The following is an 18,679-nucleotide window of genomic DNA, read 5'->3' as shown; positions in this document are numbered from 1 at the left end:
CGGTTGGCAAGCCCGCCCTCGCCACGGATAATGCCCAGTTTTTCCACCTGCGCATCGCGCGCCGCCGCTTGCGGTCGAAAGAGAACACCATGAAAGACACCATTCGCCAGCTGATCCAACAAGCCCTCACCCAACTCGTCAACGAAGGTGTGTTGCCTGAAGGCCTGTCGCCGGCGATCCAGGTGGAGAACACCCGCGACAAGACCCATGGCGACTTCGCCAGCAACATCGCGATGATGCTGTCCAAGCCGGCCGGCATGAAGCCGCGTGACCTGGCAGAAAAAATCATCGCAGCCCTGCCGGCTGACGCCAGTGTCACCAAGGCCGAAATTGCCGGCCCAGGCTTTATCAACTTCTTCCAGAACACCCAGGCCCTGGCGTCGCGCCTGGATGCCGCCCTGGCAGATGCGCGCATCGGTGCACGCAAGGCCGGCGACAGCCAGCGCGTGGTCATCGACCTGTCGGCACCGAACCTGGCCAAGGAAATGCACGTGGGCCACCTGCGCTCCACCATCATTGGCGATGGCGTGGCACGGGTGCTGGAATTCCTCGGCGACACCGTGATCCGCCAGAACCACGTGGGCGACTGGGGTACCCAGTTCGGCATGCTGATGGCCTACCTGCAGGAAAACCCGATCACGAGCAACGAGCTGGCCGACCTGGAAAACTTCTACCGCGCCGCCAAAAAGCGGTTTGACGAGTCTGAAGAGTTCGCCGACCGCGCACGGGGCCTGGTGGTCAAGCTGCAAGCCGGCGACGAAGAGTGCCTGGCGCTGTGGAACCGCTTCCGTGAAATTTCCCTGTCCCATTGCCAGGAAATCTACGAACTGCTCAACGTGAAACTGACCATGGCCGACGTGATGGGCGAAAGCGCCTACAACGACGACCTGATCAACGTGGTCAACGATCTCAAGGCCAAGGGCCTGCTGGTCGAAAGCAACGGCGCCCAGTGCGTGTTCCTCGAAGAATTCAAGACCGCCGACGGCGAGCCGCTGCCGGTGATCATCGTCAAGGCCGATGGCGGCTACCTCTACGCCACCACCGACCTGGCCGCCGTGCGTTACCGCAGTGGCGTGCTCAAGGCTGACCGTGCGCTGTACTTCGTCGACCAGCGCCAGGCCCTGCACTTCCAGCAGGTGTTCGAAGTGGCGCGTCGCGCCGGTTTCGTCACCCACCCGATGCACATGGAGCACATGGGCTTTGGCACCATGAACGGCGCCGATGGCCGCCCCTTCAAGACCCGCGACGGCGGCACCGTGAAGCTGATCGACCTGCTGACCGAAGCCCAGGAACGTGCCTACAACCTGGTGAAGGAAAAGAACCCGGAGCTGGCCGAGGCCGACCTGCGCAACATCGCCCGTGTGGTGGGCATTGGCGCGGTGAAATACGCCGATCTGTCCAAGCACCGCACCAGCGACTACAGCTTCAACTTCGACCTGATGCTCAACTTCGAAGGCAACACCGCGCCGTACCTGCTGTACGCCTACACTCGCGTGGCCGGGGTATTCCGCAAGCTGGGCAAGGACTTCAGCGAAGTCGAAGGCCAGATCGCGCTGGACGCCGTCCACGAACAGGAACTGGCGGCCAAGCTCGCGCAATTTGGCGAAGTGCTCAACAGCGTTGGCGAAAAAGGCACGCCGCACATCCTGTGCACCTATTTGTACGAAGTGGCCGGCCTGTTCTCCAGTTTCTACGAGAACTGCCCGATCCTGACCGCCGACGACGAAGCCCAGAAACAAAGTCGCCTGCGCCTTGCCGCCTTGGCTGGACGCACCCTCAAGCAAGGCCTGGAACTCTTGGGCCTGGAAACTCTGGAGCGTATGTAAGTTGGCTGCCAAGAAAAAACCTGCACCCAAGCGCGGCGCCAGCCGCTACCAGGCCCCGGCGAAGCAACCGATTCCGGGTTGGCTGTGGATGGCCATCGGCCTGACGGTCGGCGCATTTATCGTGTTTCTGATGAAGCTGGAGCCCGGTCAGGGCGATGACGTCAAGCGCGTCAAACAGGAGCAGCAAAAGGCCACGAAAATCGCCGAAGCCAACAAGACCGCGCCGAGCCCGACCGCACCGGTAAAGCCCAAGTACGACTTCTACACGCTGCTGCCGGAATCGGAAGTGATCGTGCCGCCTGACGCCGTGCCGGAAAAAACCCTGCCGACGCCACAAGTGCCGACCACGCCGGTAACCCCAGCGGAAGCGGCAAAAATCGACACGGCGCGCGCCCAGGCCGCGCTGGCCGGTATCACGCCGCCGCCAGCACCGCCAGTGGCAGCCACCAAGGCTGCGCCGGTGACCAAGTTCTTCCTGCAAGCGGGCTCGTTCCCGAAACAGGCGGATGCGGACCGTGTACGCGCACAGATCATTCTGTTGGGCCAATCGGTATCGGTTGAGTCCGGCACGGTGAAGGACGCGACCTGGTATCGCGTATTGGTGGGGCCGTTCAGCAACCGCGAACAGCTGACCGTGGCGCAAAAGCAATTGGCCGGCGCCGGGTTTAGCAACCTGTTGTTACAACAACGCCAGAGCCGCTGACTCATACTCACTGATCGTTCCCACGCTCCGCGTGGGAACGTGTCCCTTGACGCTCTGCGTCACAGAGCAGGCGCAGAGCGTCAAGGCGGCATTACCACGCGGAGCGTGGGAACGATCACCACTCGTCTGCCCTGCCTTCCTACGGTTGAAATCCCCCTCGCCACCCCCATATGAGTTTCCATCAGGGCATTTTCGCCCCGCTGCGTGGAGACTCTCCCCTTGACCACCATCGTTTCAGTACGTCGCCACGGCAAAGTTGTCATGGGCGGCGACGGCCAGGTTTCCCTGGGCAACACCGTGATGAAAGGCAACGCCAAGAAAGTGCGCCGCCTGTACCACGGCCAGGTGCTTGCCGGCTTCGCAGGCGCAACCGCCGACGCCTTTACCCTGTTCGAGCGTTTCGAAGGCCAGCTTGAGAAACACCAGGGCCACCTGGTGCGCGCCGCTGTGGAACTTGCCAAAGAATGGCGCACCGACCGCTCCCTAAGCCGCCTGGAGGCCATGCTCGCGGTTGCGAACAAAGACGCTTCCCTGATCATCACCGGCAACGGCGACGTGGTTGAACCCGAGCATGGCCTGATCGCCATGGGTTCAGGTGGCGGCTACGCCCAGGCTGCGGCCAGCGCGCTGCTGAAGAAAACCGACCTGTCGGCCCGTGAAATCGTCGAGACCGCCCTGGGTATCGCTGGCGATATCTGCGTGTTCACCAACCACAATCAGACCATTGAGGAGCAGGACCTCGCCGAATAAGCCCTGGGCTTATTCAGGCTTGAGGCCGCCAAACACTATGTCCATGACTCCCCGCGAAATCGTCCATGAACTCAACCGCCATATCATCGGCCAGGACGATGCCAAGCGCGCCGTTGCCATTGCGCTGCGTAACCGCTGGCGCCGGATGCAACTGCCGGAAGAACTGCGCGTTGAAGTAACGCCCAAGAACATCCTGATGATCGGCCCTACCGGCGTCGGCAAAACCGAGATCGCCCGACGCCTGGCCAAATTGGCCAATGCACCGTTCATCAAGGTCGAAGCGACCAAATTCACCGAAGTCGGTTATGTGGGCCGCGATGTCGAGTCGATCATTCGCGACCTGGCTGACGCCGCCCTGAAGATGCTGCGCGAACAGGAAGTGACCAAGGTCAGCCATCGCGCCGAAGACGCCGCTGAAGAGCGCATCCTCGACGCCCTGCTGCCACCGGCACGCATGGGTTTCAACGAAGACGCCGCACCTTCGTCGGATTCCAACACCCGTCAGCTGTTCCGCAAGCGCCTGCGTGAAGGCCAGTTGGATGACAAGGAAATCGAGATCGAAGTGGCCGAAGTGTCCGGCGTGGATATCTCTGCCCCGCCTGGCATGGAAGAAATGACCAGCCAGTTGCAAAACCTGTTCGCCAACATGGGCAAGGGCAAGAAGAAAAGCCGCAAGCTCAAGGTCAAGGATGCGCTCAAGCTGGTGCGCGACGAAGAAGCCGGGCGCCTGGTCAATGAGGAAGAACTCAAGGCCAAGACCCTGGAAGCGGTCGAGCAACATGGCATTGTGTTTATCGATGAGATCGACAAGGTGGCCAAGCGTGGCAACTCCGGCGGCGTGGATGTCTCCCGCGAAGGCGTGCAGCGCGATCTGCTGCCGCTGATCGAAGGGTGCACGGTCAACACCAAGCTGGGCATGGTCAAGACTGACCACATCCTGTTTATCGCCTCCGGTGCCTTCCACCTGAGCAAGCCGAGCGACCTGGTGCCCGAGCTGCAAGGCCGCCTGCCGATTCGGGTGGAGCTCAAGGCACTGACGCCGGGCGACTTCGAGCGCATCCTCAGCGAACCGCATGCCTCGCTCACCGAGCAGTACCGCGAGCTGCTGAAAACCGAAGGGCTGGGTATCGAATTCCAGGCTGACGGTATCAAGCGCCTGGCGGAGATCGCCTGGCAGGTCAACGAGAAGACCGAGAACATCGGTGCCCGTCGCCTGCATACCTTGCTTGAGCGCCTGCTTGAGGAAGTGTCTTTCAGCGCCGGCGACATGGCCGGTGCGCAGAATGGCGAAGCGATCAAGATCGATGCTGACTACGTCAACAGCCACTTGGGCGAATTGGCGCAGAACGAAGACTTGTCTCGTTATATCCTGTAAGCCTCACTCAATATGGGAGTGGCTTGTGTGGGAGCTGGCTTGCCTGCGATAGCATCACTTCAGTGTTCCTGAAACACCGAGGTGCCTGCATCGCGGGCAAGCCCGGCTCCCACATTGGTCCCTCCCACATTTTGAGCCGGTTCCTACAGGGTTTTCTCCAATGTCGAAATTTCCTACTGCTGTAAACCTGCATAAAACCTCCAATACCCTCGGCCTGACCTACGGGCCAGACGAAACCTACCAGTTGCCCGCCGAATTCCTGCGGGTGCACTCCCCTTCCGCCGAGGTCCAGGGCCACGGCAAACCCATCCTGCAATTCGGCAAGCTCAACGTCCGGTTGATCAAGCTGGAACCCGCCGGCCAGTACGCACTGAAATTGACCTTCGACGACGGTCATGACAGCGGACTGTTCACCTGGGACTATCTCTATCAGCTGGCCGTACGTCAGGACGCTCTATGGGCCGACTACCTGGACGAGCTCAAAGCCGCTGGAAAAACCCGCGATCCGAGTGAGTCGGTCGTGCGGCTGATGCTCTAGCACAGGGGTCTTGCTGTTTAGAGCGCATTTTCTAATTTCATCTGCTTGAATGCCCTGTCGCGTGGCCAACGATTGGCCTGCTTGCGAAAAAAAATAAACTCGGGTAACCAATGGAGCTGGCAAGTTCCCTGCATTTGACGATGCGGTATCAACGGTCACCCGAGTCGCAGTACCAGGCTGGTGTCGTGTATCGAAATAGGGTGCGCAGCAATCGCCGGTACTCGTCTTTCGGACAATGGAGCGTCGTAGATGAGTAACAAGAATAACGATGACTTGAAACGCCAGGCCTCGGAAAACACCCTGGGGTTGAACCCGATCATCGCGTTACGCAAAAAGGATTTATTGGCCTCGGCCAAGATGGTGCTGACCCAAGCCATCAAGCAACCGTTGCACAGCGTCAAGCACGTCGCCCACTTTGGCGTTGAATTGAAGAATGTGATGTTCGGCAAATCCGCGCTGGTGCCCGAGGGCGACGACCGTCGCTTCAGCGACCCAGCCTGGAGCCAGAACCCGCTCTACAAACGTTATTTGCAGACTTACCTGGCGTGGCGCAAGGAGCTTCACGACTGGATCGACGACAGCAACCTGTCGGCACAAGACATCAGCCGCGGCCACTTCGTGATCAACCTGATGACCGAAGCCATGGCCCCCACCAACAGCGCGGCCAACCCGGCGGCGGTCAAACGCTTCTTTGAAACCGGCGGCAAAAGCCTGCTCGACGGCCTTTCCCACCTGGCCAAGGACATGGTGCACAACGGCGGTATGCCCAGCCAGGTCAACATGGGCGCCTTTGAAGTCGGCAAGACCCTGGGCACCAGCGAAGGCGCGGTGGTGTTTCGCAACGATGTGCTGGAGTTGATCCAATACAAGCCCATCACCGAACAGGTACACGAACGCCCGCTGCTGGTGGTACCGCCGCAGATCAACAAATTCTATGTCTTCGACCTGTGTCCGGATAAGAGCCTGGCGCGCTTCTGCCTGCGCAATGGCCAGCAGACCTTTATCGTCAGTTGGCGCAACCCCACCAAGGCCCAACGCGAATGGGGCCTGTCGACTTATATCGAGGCGCTCAAGGAAGCAGTGGATGTGGTCACGGCGATTACGGGCAGCAAGGATGTGAATATGCTCGGTGCCTGCTCCGGCGGTATCACCTGCACCGCACTGTTGGGCCACTACGCGGCGCTGGGCGAGAAGAAGGTCAACGCCCTGACGCTGCTAGTGAGCGTGCTGGACACCACCCTGGACACCCAGGTGGCGCTGTTTGTGGATGAACAGACCCTGGAAGCGGCCAAGCGCCATTCTTACCAGGCCGGCGTGCTGGAAGGCCGCGACATGGCCAAGGTATTTGCCTGGATGCGCCCCAACGATCTGATCTGGAACTATTGGGTCAACAACTACCTGCTGGGCAACGAGCCGCCGGTGTTCGACATCCTGTTCTGGAACAACGACACCACACGCTTGCCGGCCGCGTTCCATGGCGACCTGATCGAACTGTTCAAGAACAACCCACTGGTACGCGCCAACGCCCTGGAAGTGTGCGGCACGCCCATCGACCTCAAGCAGGTCACCGCCGATATCTACTCCCTGGCCGGCACCAACGACCACATCACGCCGTGGCAGTCCTGCTACAAGTCAGCGCAGTTGTTCGGCGGCAAGGTCGAGTTTGTGCTGTCCAGCAGCGGGCATATCCAGAGCATCCTCAACCCGCCGGGCAACCCCAAGGCACGCTACCAGACCAGTGAGGGCCTGGCCGGAAGTGCGTTGGAGTGGCAGGAGAATGCGACCAAGCACACCGATTCGTGGTGGCTGCACTGGCAGGTGTGGCAGGCGGAGCGGGCGGGAAAACTGAAAAAAGCCCCGACGACATTAGGCAATAAAACCTATGCAGCCGCTGAAGCGGCGCCGGGTACCTATGTACATGAACGCTAGGCATTCTTGTGATTGAAATGAGATCAGATGTGGGAGCTGGCTTGCCTGCGATAGCGATGGGCCTGCTCACTAATCGCGGCCTGAAAGAATGCCATCGCAGGCAAGCCAGCTCTCACACTGACCGAGTTCCTACAGACCAATAGCACCACTTCACAGGGCTTGAGCATGGCGCAACCGTTCATCTTCCGTACCATCGACCTGGATGGCCAGACCATCCGCACGGCGGTACGCCCGGGCAAGCCGCACTTGACCCCGCTGCTGATCTTCAACGGCATCGGCGCCAACCTTGAGCTGGTGTTTCCGTTCGTCCAGGCCCTGGACCCGGACCTGGAAGTGATCGCCTTCGACGTGCCCGGCGTGGGCGGCTCCTCGACGCCGAACCGACCCTATCGCTTCCCCGGTCTGGCCAAACTCACCGCGCGTATGCTCGATTACCTCGACTATGGCCAAGTGAACGCCGTGGGCGTGTCCTGGGGCGGAGCGCTGGCCCAGCAATTTGCGTATGACTACCCCGAGCGCTGCAAGAAATTGATCCTCGCGGCCACCGCGGCCGGGGCCTTCATGGTGCCGGGCAAACCGAAGGTCTTGTGGCTGATGGCAAGCCCCAGGCGTTATATCCAGCCGTCCCACGTGGTGCGCATTGCACCGATGATTTATGGCGGTTCGTTCCGCCGTGATTCCAAACTGGCCGCCGAGCACGCCAGCAAAGTGCGCTCGGCCGGCAAGCTGGGCTACTACTGGCAACTGTTTGCCGGGCTGGGCTGGACCAGCATTCATTGGCTGCACAAGATCCGCCAGCCCACCCTGGTGCTGGCCGGGGACGATGACCCGCTGATCCCGCTGGTCAACATGCGCATGCTCGCCTGGCGCATCCCCAATGCACAGTTGCACATCATCGATGACGGCCACCTGTTCCTGATCACCCGGGCCGAAGCCGTGGCGCCGATCATCATGAAGTTTCTGGAGGAGGAGCGCCTGCGCGCCGTGATACATCCGCGACCGGCGGTGTGAAGGAACACACCACCGCGCAACTTGCCAGGAACCTACTATGGTTCTGGATTGGCGTGCCTGCTTGATGACTTGACGAAGGAGTGTTGGCTCATGCGAGAAAGACCCGTGACGAACCCGGCGCCCACCCCCGCTGCGTTCATCAACGCGCAAAATGCGATCACCGGCCTGCGCGGCCGGGACTTGCTGTCGACCCTGCGTACCGTCGCCGCGCACGGCCTGCGCAACCCGGTGCACACCGCCCGCCACGCCCTGGCCCTGGGCGGCCAGCTGGGCCGCGTGCTGCTGGGTGAGACCGTGCACGAACCCAACCCCAGGGACCATCGCTTCAGCGACCCCACCTGGAAGCTCAACCCACTGTACCGGCGCAGCTTGCAAGCCTATCTGAGCTGGCAAAAACAGACACGGCAGTGGATCGACGACAGCACCCTCAGTGACGATGATCGCGCCCGCGCGCAGTTCGCCTTCGCCCTACTCAACGATGCTGTCTCCCCTTCCAACACCCTGCTCAACCCGCTGGCGATCAAGGAGCTGCTCAACTCTGGCGGCAACAGCGTGGTGCGCGGCGTGAGCAACTTGTTCGAAGACCTGCTGCACAACAACGGTTTGCCGCGCCAGGTCAGCAATCACGCCTTTGAAGTGGGCAAGACCGTGGCGACCACGCCCGGTTCGGTGGTGTTTCGCAACGAACTGCTGGAGCTGATCCAGTACAAGCCCATGAGCGAAAAACAATACGCCAAGCCGCTGCTGGTAGTGCCGCCGCAAATCAACAAGTACTACATCTTCGACCTGAGCCCGGCCAACAGCTTTGTGCAATACGCACTGAAAAACGGCCTGCAGACCTTTATGGTCAGCTGGCGCAACCCGGACGTGCGGCATCGCGAATGGGGCCTGTCCACCTACGTCGCGGCGCTGGAAGAAGCGCTCAACGTATGCCGGGCCATCACTGGCGCCCGCGAGGTCAACCTGATGGGCGCCTGCGCCGGCGGCCTGACCATCGCCGCGCTGCAAGGCCACCTGCAAGCCAAGCGCCAGTTGCGGCGCATCTCCAGCGCCAGTTACCTGGTAAGCCTGCTGGACAGCCAGATCGACAGCCCCGCAACATTGTTCGCTGATGAACAAACCCTGGAAGCCGCCAAGCGCCGCTCCTACCAGCAAGGCGTGCTGGATGGCCGCGACATGGCCAAGATATTTGCCTGGATGCGCCCCAACGACCTGATCTGGAATTACTGGATCAATAATTACCTGCTGGGCAAGGAACCGCCGGCGTTCGACATCCTGTACTGGAACAACGACAACACGCGTCTGCCCGCCGCCCTGCACGGCGACCTGCTGGACTTCTTCAAGCACAACCCCCTGAGCCATCCCGGTGGCCTGGAGGTATGCGGCACGCCCATCGACTTGCGCAAGGTCTCGGTGGACAGCTTCAGCGTGGCCGGCATCAATGACCACATCACGCCGTGGGACGCGGTGTACCGCTCCACGCAACTGCTGGGTGGCGAGCGGCGCTTTGTGCTCTCCAACAGCGGGCATATCCAGAGCATCCTCAACCCACCGGGCAACCCCAAGGCCAACTACGTCGAGAACCTCAAGCTGAGCAGCGACCCGCGCGCCTGGTATTACGACGCCCAGCACGTCGAAGGCAGTTGGTGGCCACAATGGCTGGAGTGGGTACAAAAACGCTCCGGCGTACAACGCGAAACCCTCACCGCCCTGGGCAACCAGAATTACCCACCGATGGAAGCGGCGCCGGGTACTTACGTGCGCGTGCGCTGAGCTCAGCAATCAACTTTAAGAAGACTGGATGAAGACCCGCGACCGTATCCTTGAATGCGCCCTGCAGTTGTTCAACCACAAGGGCGAACCGAACGTATCGACCATGGAGGTGGCCAATGAGATGGGGATCAGCCCCGGCAACCTCTACTACCACTTCCATGGCAAGGAGCCGTTGGTGCTGGGGCTGTTCGAGCGCTTTCAGTGTGAGCTGGCGCCACTGCTGGACCCTCCTGCGGATGCGCAACTGGAAGCTGAGGACTACTGGCTGTTTTTGCACCTGATTGTCGAGCGCATGGCCCACTATCGGTTCCTGTTCCAGGACTTGTCGAACCTGGCGGGGCGCTTGCCCAAGCTGGCCAAGGGGATCCGTCACCTGCTCACGGCGCTCAAGCGCACCTTGGCGTCATTGCTTGCGCGGCTGAAGGCGGCAGGGCAACTGGTTAGCGATACCCAGGCGTTGGGGCAACTGGTGGAGCAGATCACCCTGACATTGCTGTTTTCGTTGGATTATCAACGGATTCTGGACCGTGAAGGTGAGGTACGGGTGGTGGTGTACCAGATCATGATGCTGGTGGCGCCGCATCTGCTGCCAACGGCGCGGCAGGCGACCGAGCGGTTCGCCTTGAAGTACCTGGATGACACCGATTAAACATGTAGGAGCGAGCTTGCTCGCGAAAAACGTCAACGATAACGAGTGCCTCCTGAATAAACGCGGCGTCTTTGAGTTTTTCGCGAGCAAGCTCGCTCCTACAAAATGGGGAATGCGGCGTTTTTGAGGCTTGCATAAAAAACGCCCAATCTTCGCAGACCGGGCGTTTTATGTGTCCCGTAAAAATCAGGACTGACTGGATGGCGTCGGGGTAACCGGCGTTGCAGTCGGGGTAGCAGCCGCATGCGTCGGCGCGGACACCGAATTGGCGGTAGAAGCAGCCGGTGCTGGTGCCGTGGCTGGCTTGGCCGCCGCGGCTGGCTTTGCGGCTGCCGGTTTTTTCGCTACCGCAGGCTTTTTGGCCGCTGCAGGCTTGGCAGCTGGTTTCGCAGCGGCGGGCTTGGCAGCAGGTTTAGCGGCAGCGGTTTTAGCCGCAGGTTTGGCAGCCGGTTTAGCCGCAGGTTTCGCGGCGGCTTTAGCGGCCACTGGCTTAGCGGCAGGCTTGGTAGCCGGTTTGGCGGCAGCAGTTTTAGCCGCTGGCTTGGCCGCAGGTTTCGCCGCGGCTTTGGCCGGCGCTTTGGCAGCGGGTTTGGCAGCTGGCTTAGCGGCGGCTTTAACCAGAGGCTTGGCGGCAGTTTTGGCGGTGGGTTTTGCAGCGGCGGTTTTAGCCGCAGGTTTGGCCGCCGGTTTTGCTGCAGGCTTGGCCGCGGCGGTCTTGGCGGGAGCCGCTTTGGCGCCGGTGAGCTTTTCGATTTGCTTGGTCAAGGTATCAACCTTGCTATGCAGCGCCTTCAACTCAGCCTTGCTCGGTACGCCCAGTCGCGAAATAGCACTGTTGAGGCGCTTGTCGAACGTTTCTTCCAACTTGCCCCAGGTATCCGAAATACTCGATTTGGCGGAACCCGCACTCGCCTTGGCAGCGTCGACTTTTTTACCGACCGTGCTCTTGGTCAACTTCTCGGCCTTCTCGCCGTCTTTGACCAAGGTCTCGAAGAGTTTGCTGCCGTCACTGTCGATCTTCGAGTACACGCCTAAACCAGCGAGCCAGATTTTGCGGGAATATTCTTCAACTTTCCCGACCCACGAGCTGCCTTCTTTCTGAGTAGTCTTTTTAACAGCCATCCCGATGTCTCCTTAGTGTTTACGCGCGACACGTTCGAGCAATGCCGTCAGCTCTTCGAGCTTAGCAGAGAGTGTCTCCACGTCATGTTTAGACGCAATGCCGATCCGATTCAAGGCACTGCCGACACGAGTATCAAAAGCTTTTTCAACTTTATCCAGTTGAACTTCGACCAGGCCTTTGACGCCGGAGACGTTACTCTTTACTTGGTCAATCTGACTGTTGGCGGCATCAAGTTGTTCAACTACAACTTTTTTACCTTTACTTTCAACACGTTGACCGCTTCTAACGAGTTCCTTGAAGTACTCGCCGCCTTCGCTGCCGACCTTGGCATAGGCGCCAAGACCCGCCAGCCAGATCTTGCGGGCGTAGCTTTTAACCTCACTCAGGGGGGTGGTCTGAACGTCGATTTTTTTCTTCAAAATAACTTTGGCCATGGTGCACCTCACACAGAATTGGGTGGCGGACGGCCCGCAAGAGTTGAGGGCTTGGGCACAAAGTAAGGTTTAAAATTAGAATCGGCACCCTAAGCACAGCCGTATCAAGCCAGGGCCTTATCCAGGGCCTTTTCGATTTCGGACTTGATCGTGCCACTCATGGCCGACATCAGCAGGCCAAGTTCCACATCAATGCGCAGCGAATCATCGGCCACCAATACCGTGCCTTTTACCCCGGAGCGCTTGAGCTTCAGGGTGTCGCCAGCCCACGAAGACTCCACCCCATATTTATCCTCGAGTTTGCGCGCCAATTGCTCCGCCTTGGCCCGCGCCTGTTCTTTTCCCAGGGTATGTTCACGCTCAACGGTAATACGGGCCATTGCAATGACTCCTCTTTATAACGACTCAGAACACCCGCCATGCGGCAAAAGGTCTCGATGAGCGTCTATCTTACCTGCAGCCTTGCCAAGACAAAGCAGGCCTTGGGGATTATCATGTCCCGCATTCTCTTTTGGTGACAGCGATATGACTGATCAGCGCAAAGGCAGCGATGCCGAACCCACCACTCACTTCGGCTTCAAGAACGTCCCGGAAAGCCAAAAGGCGGAAAAAGTCGCTGAGGTGTTCCACTCCGTGGCAGCCAAGTACGACCTGATGAACGACGTGCTCTCCGGCGGCATGCACCGCCTGTGGAAGCGCTTCACCATCGAGTTGTCGGGCGTACGCACCGGCAACCGGGTGCTGGACATCGCCGGTGGCACAGGCGACCTGGCGGCCAAGTTCTCCAAGCTGGTTGGCCCCACCGGCCAGGTGGTATTGGCCGATATCAACGGCTCGATGCTCAAGGTTGGCCGCGACCGACTGCTCGACAAAGGCGTGGCCGGCAATATCGAGTTCGTCCAGGCCGATGCCGAGAAGCTGCCGTTCCCCGACAACCATTTCGACTGCGTGACCATCGCGTTCGGCCTGCGTAACGTGACTCACAAGGAAGACGCGATCCGCTCGATGCTGCGCGTACTCAAGCCGGGTGGCCGCCTGCTGGTGCTGGAATTCTCCAAGCCGACCAACGCGCTGATGTCCAAGGTCTACGACACCTATTCGTTCGCCTTCATGCCACTGATGGGCAAGCTGATCACCAACGACGCCGAGAGCTACCGCTACCTGGCCGAGTCGATCCGCATGCACCCGGACCAGGAAACCCTGAAGTCGATGATGGTGGAGGCCGGTTTCGACCGCGTGACCTACCACAACATGACGTCCGGCATCGTTGCCCTACACCGCGGCATCAAGCCCTGATGCTGCTGCAAGGTCTTCTCGCCAGCGTTGAGCACGGTATCAACCGTGTACTGCGCCTGGACAGCACCGCCCTGGCGCGGCTCGCGCACCTGACCGGCAAAGTCATTGCCGTTGATTGCCGCAGCCCCGCCGTGCAGCTGTTTATCCTGCCCAGCGATGAAGGCCTGCTGCTCGCCACCCAATGGGCCGCTGAAGCCGACTGCACCCTGCGTGCACCAGCCTCAAGCCTGTTGCACCTGGCACTGAGCCGCAACAAGACCGCCATCCTCCACAGCCCCGAGGTGGAGCTGGAAGGCGACAGTGCGGTGCTGATGGACTTGGCCGCCGTGCTGCAAGACCTGGAGCTGGACTGGGAATATGAACTGTCGCGCTGGATCGGCCCCGTCGCCACCCAGTTGATCAGCGGGCACCTGCGCAGCCGCTCGCGCTGGTACCAGCAAGGGTTCGCCAGCCTCAACCAGAACCTTGCCGAATACCTGAGCGAAGAATCGCGCACCCTGGTCGGGCAACGGGAAGCGCAAGCGCGCTTTCGCGAGCTCGACAAGGCCAAAATCGACCTGGAACGCCTCGAGGCCCGCTTCGAGCGCTTGAGCCGTTCCCTTGATCCAAGCGATAACGCATGAAGCTGCTCGCCGTCCGCCGTTTGTTTCGTATCCAGCGCGTCGTAATCCGCTACCGTCTCGATGACCTGCTGTTTGCCCTGCCCTTGCCGTGGTTCCTGCTGGCGGTGCGTTATGTGCTGCCGTGGCGCTGGTTGCCCCGCAAGCCGTCGCCGTTGAGCCGTGGCGCCAGCCTGCGCTTGGCGTTGCAGGATTTGGGGCCTATCTTCATCAAGTTCGGGCAGATCCTCTCCACCCGCCGCGACCTGTTGCCCGAAGACATCGCCGACGAGCTGATGCTGCTGCAGGACCGCGTGCCGCCGTTCGATTCGCAGCAGTCGATGGCGCTGATCGAAGAACAGCTGGGCCAGAAGATCAGCGAGGTGTTCAGCCGCTTCGACGTCGAGCCCCTGGCCTCGGCCTCGGTCGCGCAGGTTCACGCCGCGCAGCTCAAGACCGGCGAAGAAGTGGTGGTGAAAGTCATTCGCCCAGGCCTCAAGCCGATCATCGGCCAGGACCTGGCATGGCTGTTTATCCTCGCCCGCGCCGCCGAACGCTTCTCCGCCGATGCGCGCCTGCTGCACCCGGTGGACGTGGTCGCCGACTACGAAAAAACCATCTACGACGAACTCGACCTGCTGCGCGAAGCGGCCAATGCCAGCCAATTGCGACGCAACTTCGAAGGCTCGCAACTGCTGTATGTGCCGCAGGTGTATTGGGACTGGTGCCGGCCAAAAGTGCTGGTGATGGAGCGCATCTACGGCGTGCAGGTTACCGACCTCGCGACCCTGGCCGACCAGCGCACCGACATGAAGATGTTGGCAGAACGCGGTGTGGAGATTTTCTTCACCCAAGTGTTCCGCGACAGTTTCTTCCACGCCGACATGCACCCGGGCAACATCTTCGTCAGCACCGTCAACCCGTGGAGCCCGCAGTACATCGCCATCGACTGCGGTATCGTCGGCAGCCTCACCCCGGAAGACCAGGATTACCTGGCGCGCAACCTGTTTGCCTTCTTCAAGCGCGACTATCGCCGTGTGGCGCAGTTGCACATTGATTCGGGTTGGGTGCCAGCGGAAACCAAACTCAACGAATTCGAAGCGGCGATCCGCACCGTGTGCGAGCCGATCTTCGAAAAACCGTTAAAGGATATTTCGTTCGGCCAAGTGCTGATGCGCCTGTTCCAGACCGCGCGGCGCTTCAATATGGAAGTGCAGCCGCAACTGGTGCTGTTGCAGAAGACCCTGCTGAACATCGAAGGCCTGGGCCGCCAGCTCTACCCGGACCTCGACTTGTGGAACACTGCGCAACCCTTCCTGGAACGCTGGATGCGCGAGCGCATGAGCCCGAAAACCATGCTGGGCAACCTGCACAGCCAGTTCGAGCAACTGCCGCACCTGGCCAACATGACCCGCGACCTGCTGGAGCGCATGTCCCAGCCCCATGCCAAGGACCCTGAGCCACCGTGGCGCAAGCGCAAGGACGACTGGTTCCTGCGCCTACTCGGCGCCGCGCACCTGGTGGGCGGCGTGATGCTGGCGATTGGTGGGCCATTGAACCCACTAGGCCACTGGCCAGCGGGCATCATGGTCGCCGTGGGCGTTTATCTGATCGTGCGTCGATAGCCCATCCGGTTATACACTGTCGCAAATTGCCGGAGCCGAACATGAAAGACTGGCTGGATGAGATCAAATGGGACAGTGACGGCCTGGTGCCGGCCATTGCCCAGGACTACAAGACCGGGCGCGTGCTGATGATGGCCTGGATGAACCGCGAGGCCCTGAGCCTCACCGCCGCCGAGCAGCGCGCCATCTACTGGTCACGTTCACGTGGCAAACTGTGGCGCAAGGGCGAAGAGTCCGGGCACGTGCAGACCCTGCACGAGCTGCGCCTGGACTGCGATGCCGACGTGGTAATCCTCAAGGTCGAGCAGATCGGCGGCATTGCCTGCCACACTGGCCGCCACAGTTGCTTCTATCGCGTGTTCGAGAATGGCGAATGGAAGGTTGTGGAGCCGGTGCTCAAAGACCCGCACGCCATCTACCCAGCAGGACACTGAACATGAGCGATACCCTGAACCGTGTGGCCCAGGTGCTGGAAGACCGCAAAGGCGCGGATGCCGACAGCTCCTACGTCGCCAGCCTGTACCACAAGGGCCTGAACAAGATTCTGGAAAAACTCGGCGAAGAATCCGTCGAGACCATCATTGCGGCCAAGGACGCGCAAATCAGCGGTGATTACAGCGATGTAATCTATGAGACCGCAGACTTGTGGTTCCATAGCCTGGTGATGCTCGCCCAACTGGGGCAGCACCCACAGGCCGTGCTGGATGAACTGGACCGTCGCTTCGGCTTGTCCGGGCACGCCGAGAAGGCCTCGCGCCCGTCCGCCTGAATAACTGAGACTTGAGGATTTGAAGCATGGGCATTTTTGACTGGAAACACTGGATCGTCATTCTGGTGGTAGTGGTATTGGTGTTCGGCACCAAGAAGCTCAAGAACCTGGGCACCGATGTGGGCGAGTCGATCAAGGGCTTTCGCAAAGCCATGAACGATGATGAAAAGCCGGCCGAGCCAAGCGCCAATCCGGTGCCACCGGCCCAGCCTGTTCACCCGCAGGCCACCCAGCCGATCACCGAGCGCCGTACCTTCGACGTGCAGGCTGAAAAGGTCCAAGAGCCGACCCGCAAAGACTCGTGAGCACTGACTAATGTTTGGTATCAGCTTCTCTGAACTGCTGCTCGTCGGCCTGGTGGCCCTGCTGGTACTGGGGCCGGAACGCCTGCCCGGTGCCGCACGCACCGCCGGCTTGTGGATCGGGCGCCTCAAGCGCAGTTTCAACGCGATCAAACAGGAAGTTGAACGGGAAATCGGTGCCGACGAAATCCGTCGGCAATTGCACAACGAGCACATCCTCTCGTTGGAGCAGGAAGCCCGCAAGATTCTTTCCCCGGTGCAAGAGCCGGCCAAGCCGGTAACGCCGGTGGCCGAGCACAGCATCGCGCCAGCCCCTGTGGCCGACGCCACACCGGCAGCGCCCGCCCCACCGACGCCTGCGCCGACGCCCGTCGCGTCGCCCGCGCCCCATGACCCTACATTGCCGCCGCGAGCCCCATGAGCGCTGATAAACCGGAAAACGACCAGCACATGCCGCTGGTCTCGCACCTCACCGAGTTGCGAACCCGCCTGCTGCGTTGCGTGGCGGCGATCTTCATCATCTTTGCCGGGCTGTTCGCCTTTACCCAGCAGATCTACACCTTCGTCTCGACGCCCCTGCGCCAGTACCTGCCGGCCGGCGCGACGATGATCGCCACCGATGTGTCGTCGCCGTTCCTGACCCCCTTGAAGCTGACCATGATGGTCTCACTGTTCCTGGCGATCCCGGTGATCCTGCATCAGATCTGGGGCTTTATCGCGCCGGGCCTGTACAAGCACGAGAAGCGCATCGCTGTGCCATTGCTGGTGTCGAGCATCTTGCTCTTCTACACCGGCATGGCCTTCGCCTACTTCCTGGTGTTCCCGCTGATCTTCAAGTTCTTCGCTGCCGCCACCCCGGCCGGCGTGGAGATGATGACCGATATCACCAGCTACCTCGATTTCGTGATGACGCTGTTCTTCGCCTTTGGCGTGGCATTCGAAATTCCGGTAGCGGTAGTGTTGCTGGTGTGGATCGGCGTGGTCGACGTCAAGTACCTGAAAAAGATCCGCCCGTACGTGATCATCGGCTGCTTCGTGGTCGGCATGATCCTCACGCCACCGGACATCTTCTCCCAGACCTTGCTGGCCGTGCCGATGTGGATGCTGTTCGAAGTGGGCATCCTGTTCAGCGGCCTGATCAGCAAGCGTGGCGAACACCCGGATGACGCGCCTGCCGACGACGACCAACCGCCAGCGACCCAGCCGTGAACCTGCTGCTGCTCGAAGAGGCCGACTTTATCGCGGCCGACCGCGTAGTGCTGCGTGATCGTCGCCTGGTGCATATGCAGGAGGTTCACCGCGCCGCCGTCGGTGACACCCTGCGTGTGGGCCGCATTGGCGGGCTGATGGGCAATGCCCAACTGCTGCGCCTGGAAGCCACTGAAGCCGAACTGCAAGTGAGCTTCGACCAACCGCCACCGAGCAAACTACCCCTGACCTTGCTGCTGGCCCTGCCCCGCCCGAAGATGCTGCGCCGGGTGCTGCAAACCGTGGCGGCCATGGGCGTGCCCAAGGTGGTACTGGTCAACAGCTACCGCGTGGAAAAAAGCTTCTGGCAAACCCCGTTCCTGGAGCCGGAAGCGGTGCGCGAGCAACTGATTCTCGGCCTGGAACAAGCGCGGGACACGGTGCTGCCCGAGATCATTATCGAGAAACGCTTCAAGCCGTTTGTGGAAGATCGTCTGCCGGCCATGGCGGCTGGCACCTTGGGCCTGATCGGCCATCCGGGCGATTACCCGGCCTGCCCCCGAGCCCTCGAGGAACCGGTGACCCTCGCGATCGGCCCGGAAGGCGGCTGGATTCCCTATGAAGTGGACCTGCTGGCCAAGGCTGGTTTACAGCCGGTGCAACTGGGTGCACGTATTTTACGCGTCGAAACCGCCGTAACGGCCCTGCTCGCCCGTCTGTTCTAACCCCCGACTGATCGTTCCCATGCTCTGCGTGGGAATGCCGCTCAGGACGCTCTGCGTCCGCCCT

The 18,679-nt window shown here is 60.8% G+C and carries 21 protein-coding genes; 18 read left to right on the top strand and 3 right to left on the bottom strand.

What is annotated here, in order from left to right:
- Positions 1 to 89 precede the first annotated feature (89 nt).
- The 9 genes from argS (at position 90) to OC445_RS07570 (ending at position 10,554) form a co-directional block, all read left to right on the top strand.
- Positions 90 to 1,826 (top strand): arginine--tRNA ligase, encoded by a 1,737-nt coding sequence (argS, locus tag OC445_RS07610; RefSeq protein ID WP_034125570.1) that lies wholly within the window; start codon positions 90 to 92, stop codon positions 1,824 to 1,826.
- 1 nt (position 1,827) lies between these two features.
- Positions 1,828 to 2,529, top strand: coding sequence for an SPOR domain-containing protein (locus tag OC445_RS07605; protein ID WP_003187899.1), 702 nt, complete (start codon positions 1,828 to 1,830; stop codon positions 2,527 to 2,529).
- 219 nt (positions 2,530 to 2,748) lie between these two features.
- On the top strand, positions 2,749 to 3,279 hold the full coding sequence (hslV, locus tag OC445_RS07600) for an ATP-dependent protease subunit HslV (RefSeq protein ID WP_003171209.1): 531 nt from the start codon (positions 2,749 to 2,751) through the stop codon (positions 3,277 to 3,279).
- 37 nt (positions 3,280 to 3,316) lie between these two features.
- Positions 3,317 to 4,654, top strand: a complete 1,338-nt coding sequence (gene hslU, locus OC445_RS07595; protein WP_262020038.1) for an ATP-dependent protease ATPase subunit HslU — start codon at positions 3,317 to 3,319, stop codon at positions 4,652 to 4,654.
- A 160-nt stretch (positions 4,655 to 4,814) separates the two neighbouring features.
- Positions 4,815 to 5,192, top strand: coding sequence for a gamma-butyrobetaine hydroxylase-like domain-containing protein (locus OC445_RS07590; protein WP_054919456.1), 378 nt, complete (start codon positions 4,815 to 4,817; stop codon positions 5,190 to 5,192).
- Between the two features lie 249 nt (positions 5,193 to 5,441).
- A complete protein-coding gene (phaC, locus tag OC445_RS07585; protein WP_262020037.1) occupies positions 5,442 to 7,121 on the top strand; it encodes a class II poly(R)-hydroxyalkanoic acid synthase in 1,680 nt (559 codons plus the stop codon).
- Between the two features lie 165 nt (positions 7,122 to 7,286).
- Complete coding sequence (phaZ, locus tag OC445_RS07580; protein WP_019820034.1) at positions 7,287 to 8,132, top strand: poly(3-hydroxyalkanoate) depolymerase; 846 nt, start codon at positions 7,287 to 7,289, stop codon at positions 8,130 to 8,132.
- Between the two features lie 90 nt (positions 8,133 to 8,222).
- A complete protein-coding gene (gene phaC, locus OC445_RS07575; RefSeq protein ID WP_198798951.1) occupies positions 8,223 to 9,905 on the top strand; it encodes a class II poly(R)-hydroxyalkanoic acid synthase in 1,683 nt (560 codons plus the stop codon).
- Between the two features lie 28 nt (positions 9,906 to 9,933).
- Entirely contained in the window at positions 9,934 to 10,554 is a 621-nt protein-coding gene (locus OC445_RS07570) for a TetR/AcrR family transcriptional regulator (protein WP_054919462.1), read from the top strand.
- Between the two features lie 186 nt (positions 10,555 to 10,740).
- On the opposite strand, the gene OC445_RS07565 is transcribed toward OC445_RS07570, so the two are convergent.
- From OC445_RS07565 to OC445_RS07555, 3 genes are all read right to left on the bottom strand, one after another.
- Positions 10,741 to 11,676, bottom strand: coding sequence for a phasin family protein (locus OC445_RS07565; RefSeq protein ID WP_236477358.1), 936 nt, complete (start codon positions 11,674 to 11,676; stop codon positions 10,741 to 10,743).
- A 12-nt stretch (positions 11,677 to 11,688) separates the two neighbouring features.
- A complete protein-coding gene (locus tag OC445_RS07560; RefSeq protein WP_034125563.1) occupies positions 11,689 to 12,111 on the bottom strand; it encodes a phasin family protein in 423 nt (140 codons plus the stop codon).
- Between the two features lie 104 nt (positions 12,112 to 12,215).
- Positions 12,216 to 12,491 (bottom strand): polyhydroxyalkanoic acid system family protein, encoded by a 276-nt coding sequence (locus tag OC445_RS07555; protein ID WP_034125562.1) that lies wholly within the window; start codon positions 12,489 to 12,491, stop codon positions 12,216 to 12,218.
- A 145-nt stretch (positions 12,492 to 12,636) separates the two neighbouring features.
- Here OC445_RS07555 and ubiE point away from each other — a divergent pair, with 145 nt between their 5' ends.
- The 9 genes from ubiE to OC445_RS07510 are packed head-to-tail and all read left to right on the top strand — an operon-like array spanning position 12,637 to position 18,615.
- Complete coding sequence (gene ubiE / locus OC445_RS07550) at positions 12,637 to 13,407, top strand: bifunctional demethylmenaquinone methyltransferase/2-methoxy-6-polyprenyl-1,4-benzoquinol methylase UbiE (protein WP_003171186.1); 771 nt, start codon at positions 12,637 to 12,639, stop codon at positions 13,405 to 13,407.
- Positions 13,407 to 14,030 carry an SCP2 domain-containing protein gene (locus tag OC445_RS07545; protein ID WP_054919467.1) on the top strand — a complete coding sequence of 208 codons (624 nt, stop codon included), beginning with the start codon at positions 13,407 to 13,409 and terminating at the stop codon, positions 14,028 to 14,030. Before ubiE ends, OC445_RS07545 begins: the two co-directional genes overlap by 1 nt.
- Positions 14,027 to 15,631, top strand: a complete 1,605-nt coding sequence (gene ubiB / locus OC445_RS07540) for a ubiquinone biosynthesis regulatory protein kinase UbiB (RefSeq protein ID WP_236456423.1) — start codon at positions 14,027 to 14,029, stop codon at positions 15,629 to 15,631. Before OC445_RS07545 ends, ubiB begins: the two co-directional genes overlap by 4 nt.
- Positions 15,632 to 15,672: 41 nt before the next feature.
- Complete coding sequence (gene hisI / locus OC445_RS07535) at positions 15,673 to 16,065, top strand: phosphoribosyl-AMP cyclohydrolase (protein ID WP_003187884.1); 393 nt, start codon at positions 15,673 to 15,675, stop codon at positions 16,063 to 16,065.
- 2 nt (positions 16,066 to 16,067) lie between these two features.
- The gene (locus OC445_RS07530) at positions 16,068 to 16,400 is read left to right on the top strand and encodes a phosphoribosyl-ATP diphosphatase (RefSeq protein WP_003187881.1); all 333 of its coding nucleotides are present in this window, start codon (positions 16,068 to 16,070) and stop codon (positions 16,398 to 16,400) included.
- 26 nt (positions 16,401 to 16,426) lie between these two features.
- Complete coding sequence (locus tag OC445_RS07525; protein WP_003187877.1) at positions 16,427 to 16,705, top strand: twin-arginine translocase TatA/TatE family subunit; 279 nt, start codon at positions 16,427 to 16,429, stop codon at positions 16,703 to 16,705.
- Positions 16,706 to 16,715: 10 nt separating this feature from the next.
- Positions 16,716 to 17,123 (top strand): Sec-independent protein translocase protein TatB, encoded by a 408-nt coding sequence (tatB, locus tag OC445_RS07520; protein ID WP_054897529.1) that lies wholly within the window; start codon positions 16,716 to 16,718, stop codon positions 17,121 to 17,123.
- Positions 17,120 to 17,911 (top strand): twin-arginine translocase subunit TatC, encoded by a 792-nt coding sequence (gene tatC / locus OC445_RS07515; protein ID WP_034125559.1) that lies wholly within the window; start codon positions 17,120 to 17,122, stop codon positions 17,909 to 17,911. The genes tatB and tatC overlap by 4 nt, the downstream gene beginning before the upstream one ends.
- Entirely contained in the window at positions 17,908 to 18,615 is a 708-nt protein-coding gene (locus OC445_RS07510; RefSeq protein WP_054897530.1) for a 16S rRNA (uracil(1498)-N(3))-methyltransferase, read from the top strand. The genes tatC and OC445_RS07510 overlap by 4 nt, the downstream gene beginning before the upstream one ends.
- The last annotated feature ends 64 nt before the right edge of the window (positions 18,616 to 18,679 follow it).

The sequence above is a fragment of the Pseudomonas sp. Pse35 genome, assembly GCF_024519715.1.
In the GTDB taxonomy this organism is placed as follows: Bacteria; Pseudomonadota; Gammaproteobacteria; order Pseudomonadales; family Pseudomonadaceae; genus Aquipseudomonas; species Aquipseudomonas paracarnis.
This window is presented reverse-complemented; position numbering and strand designations above follow the sequence as displayed.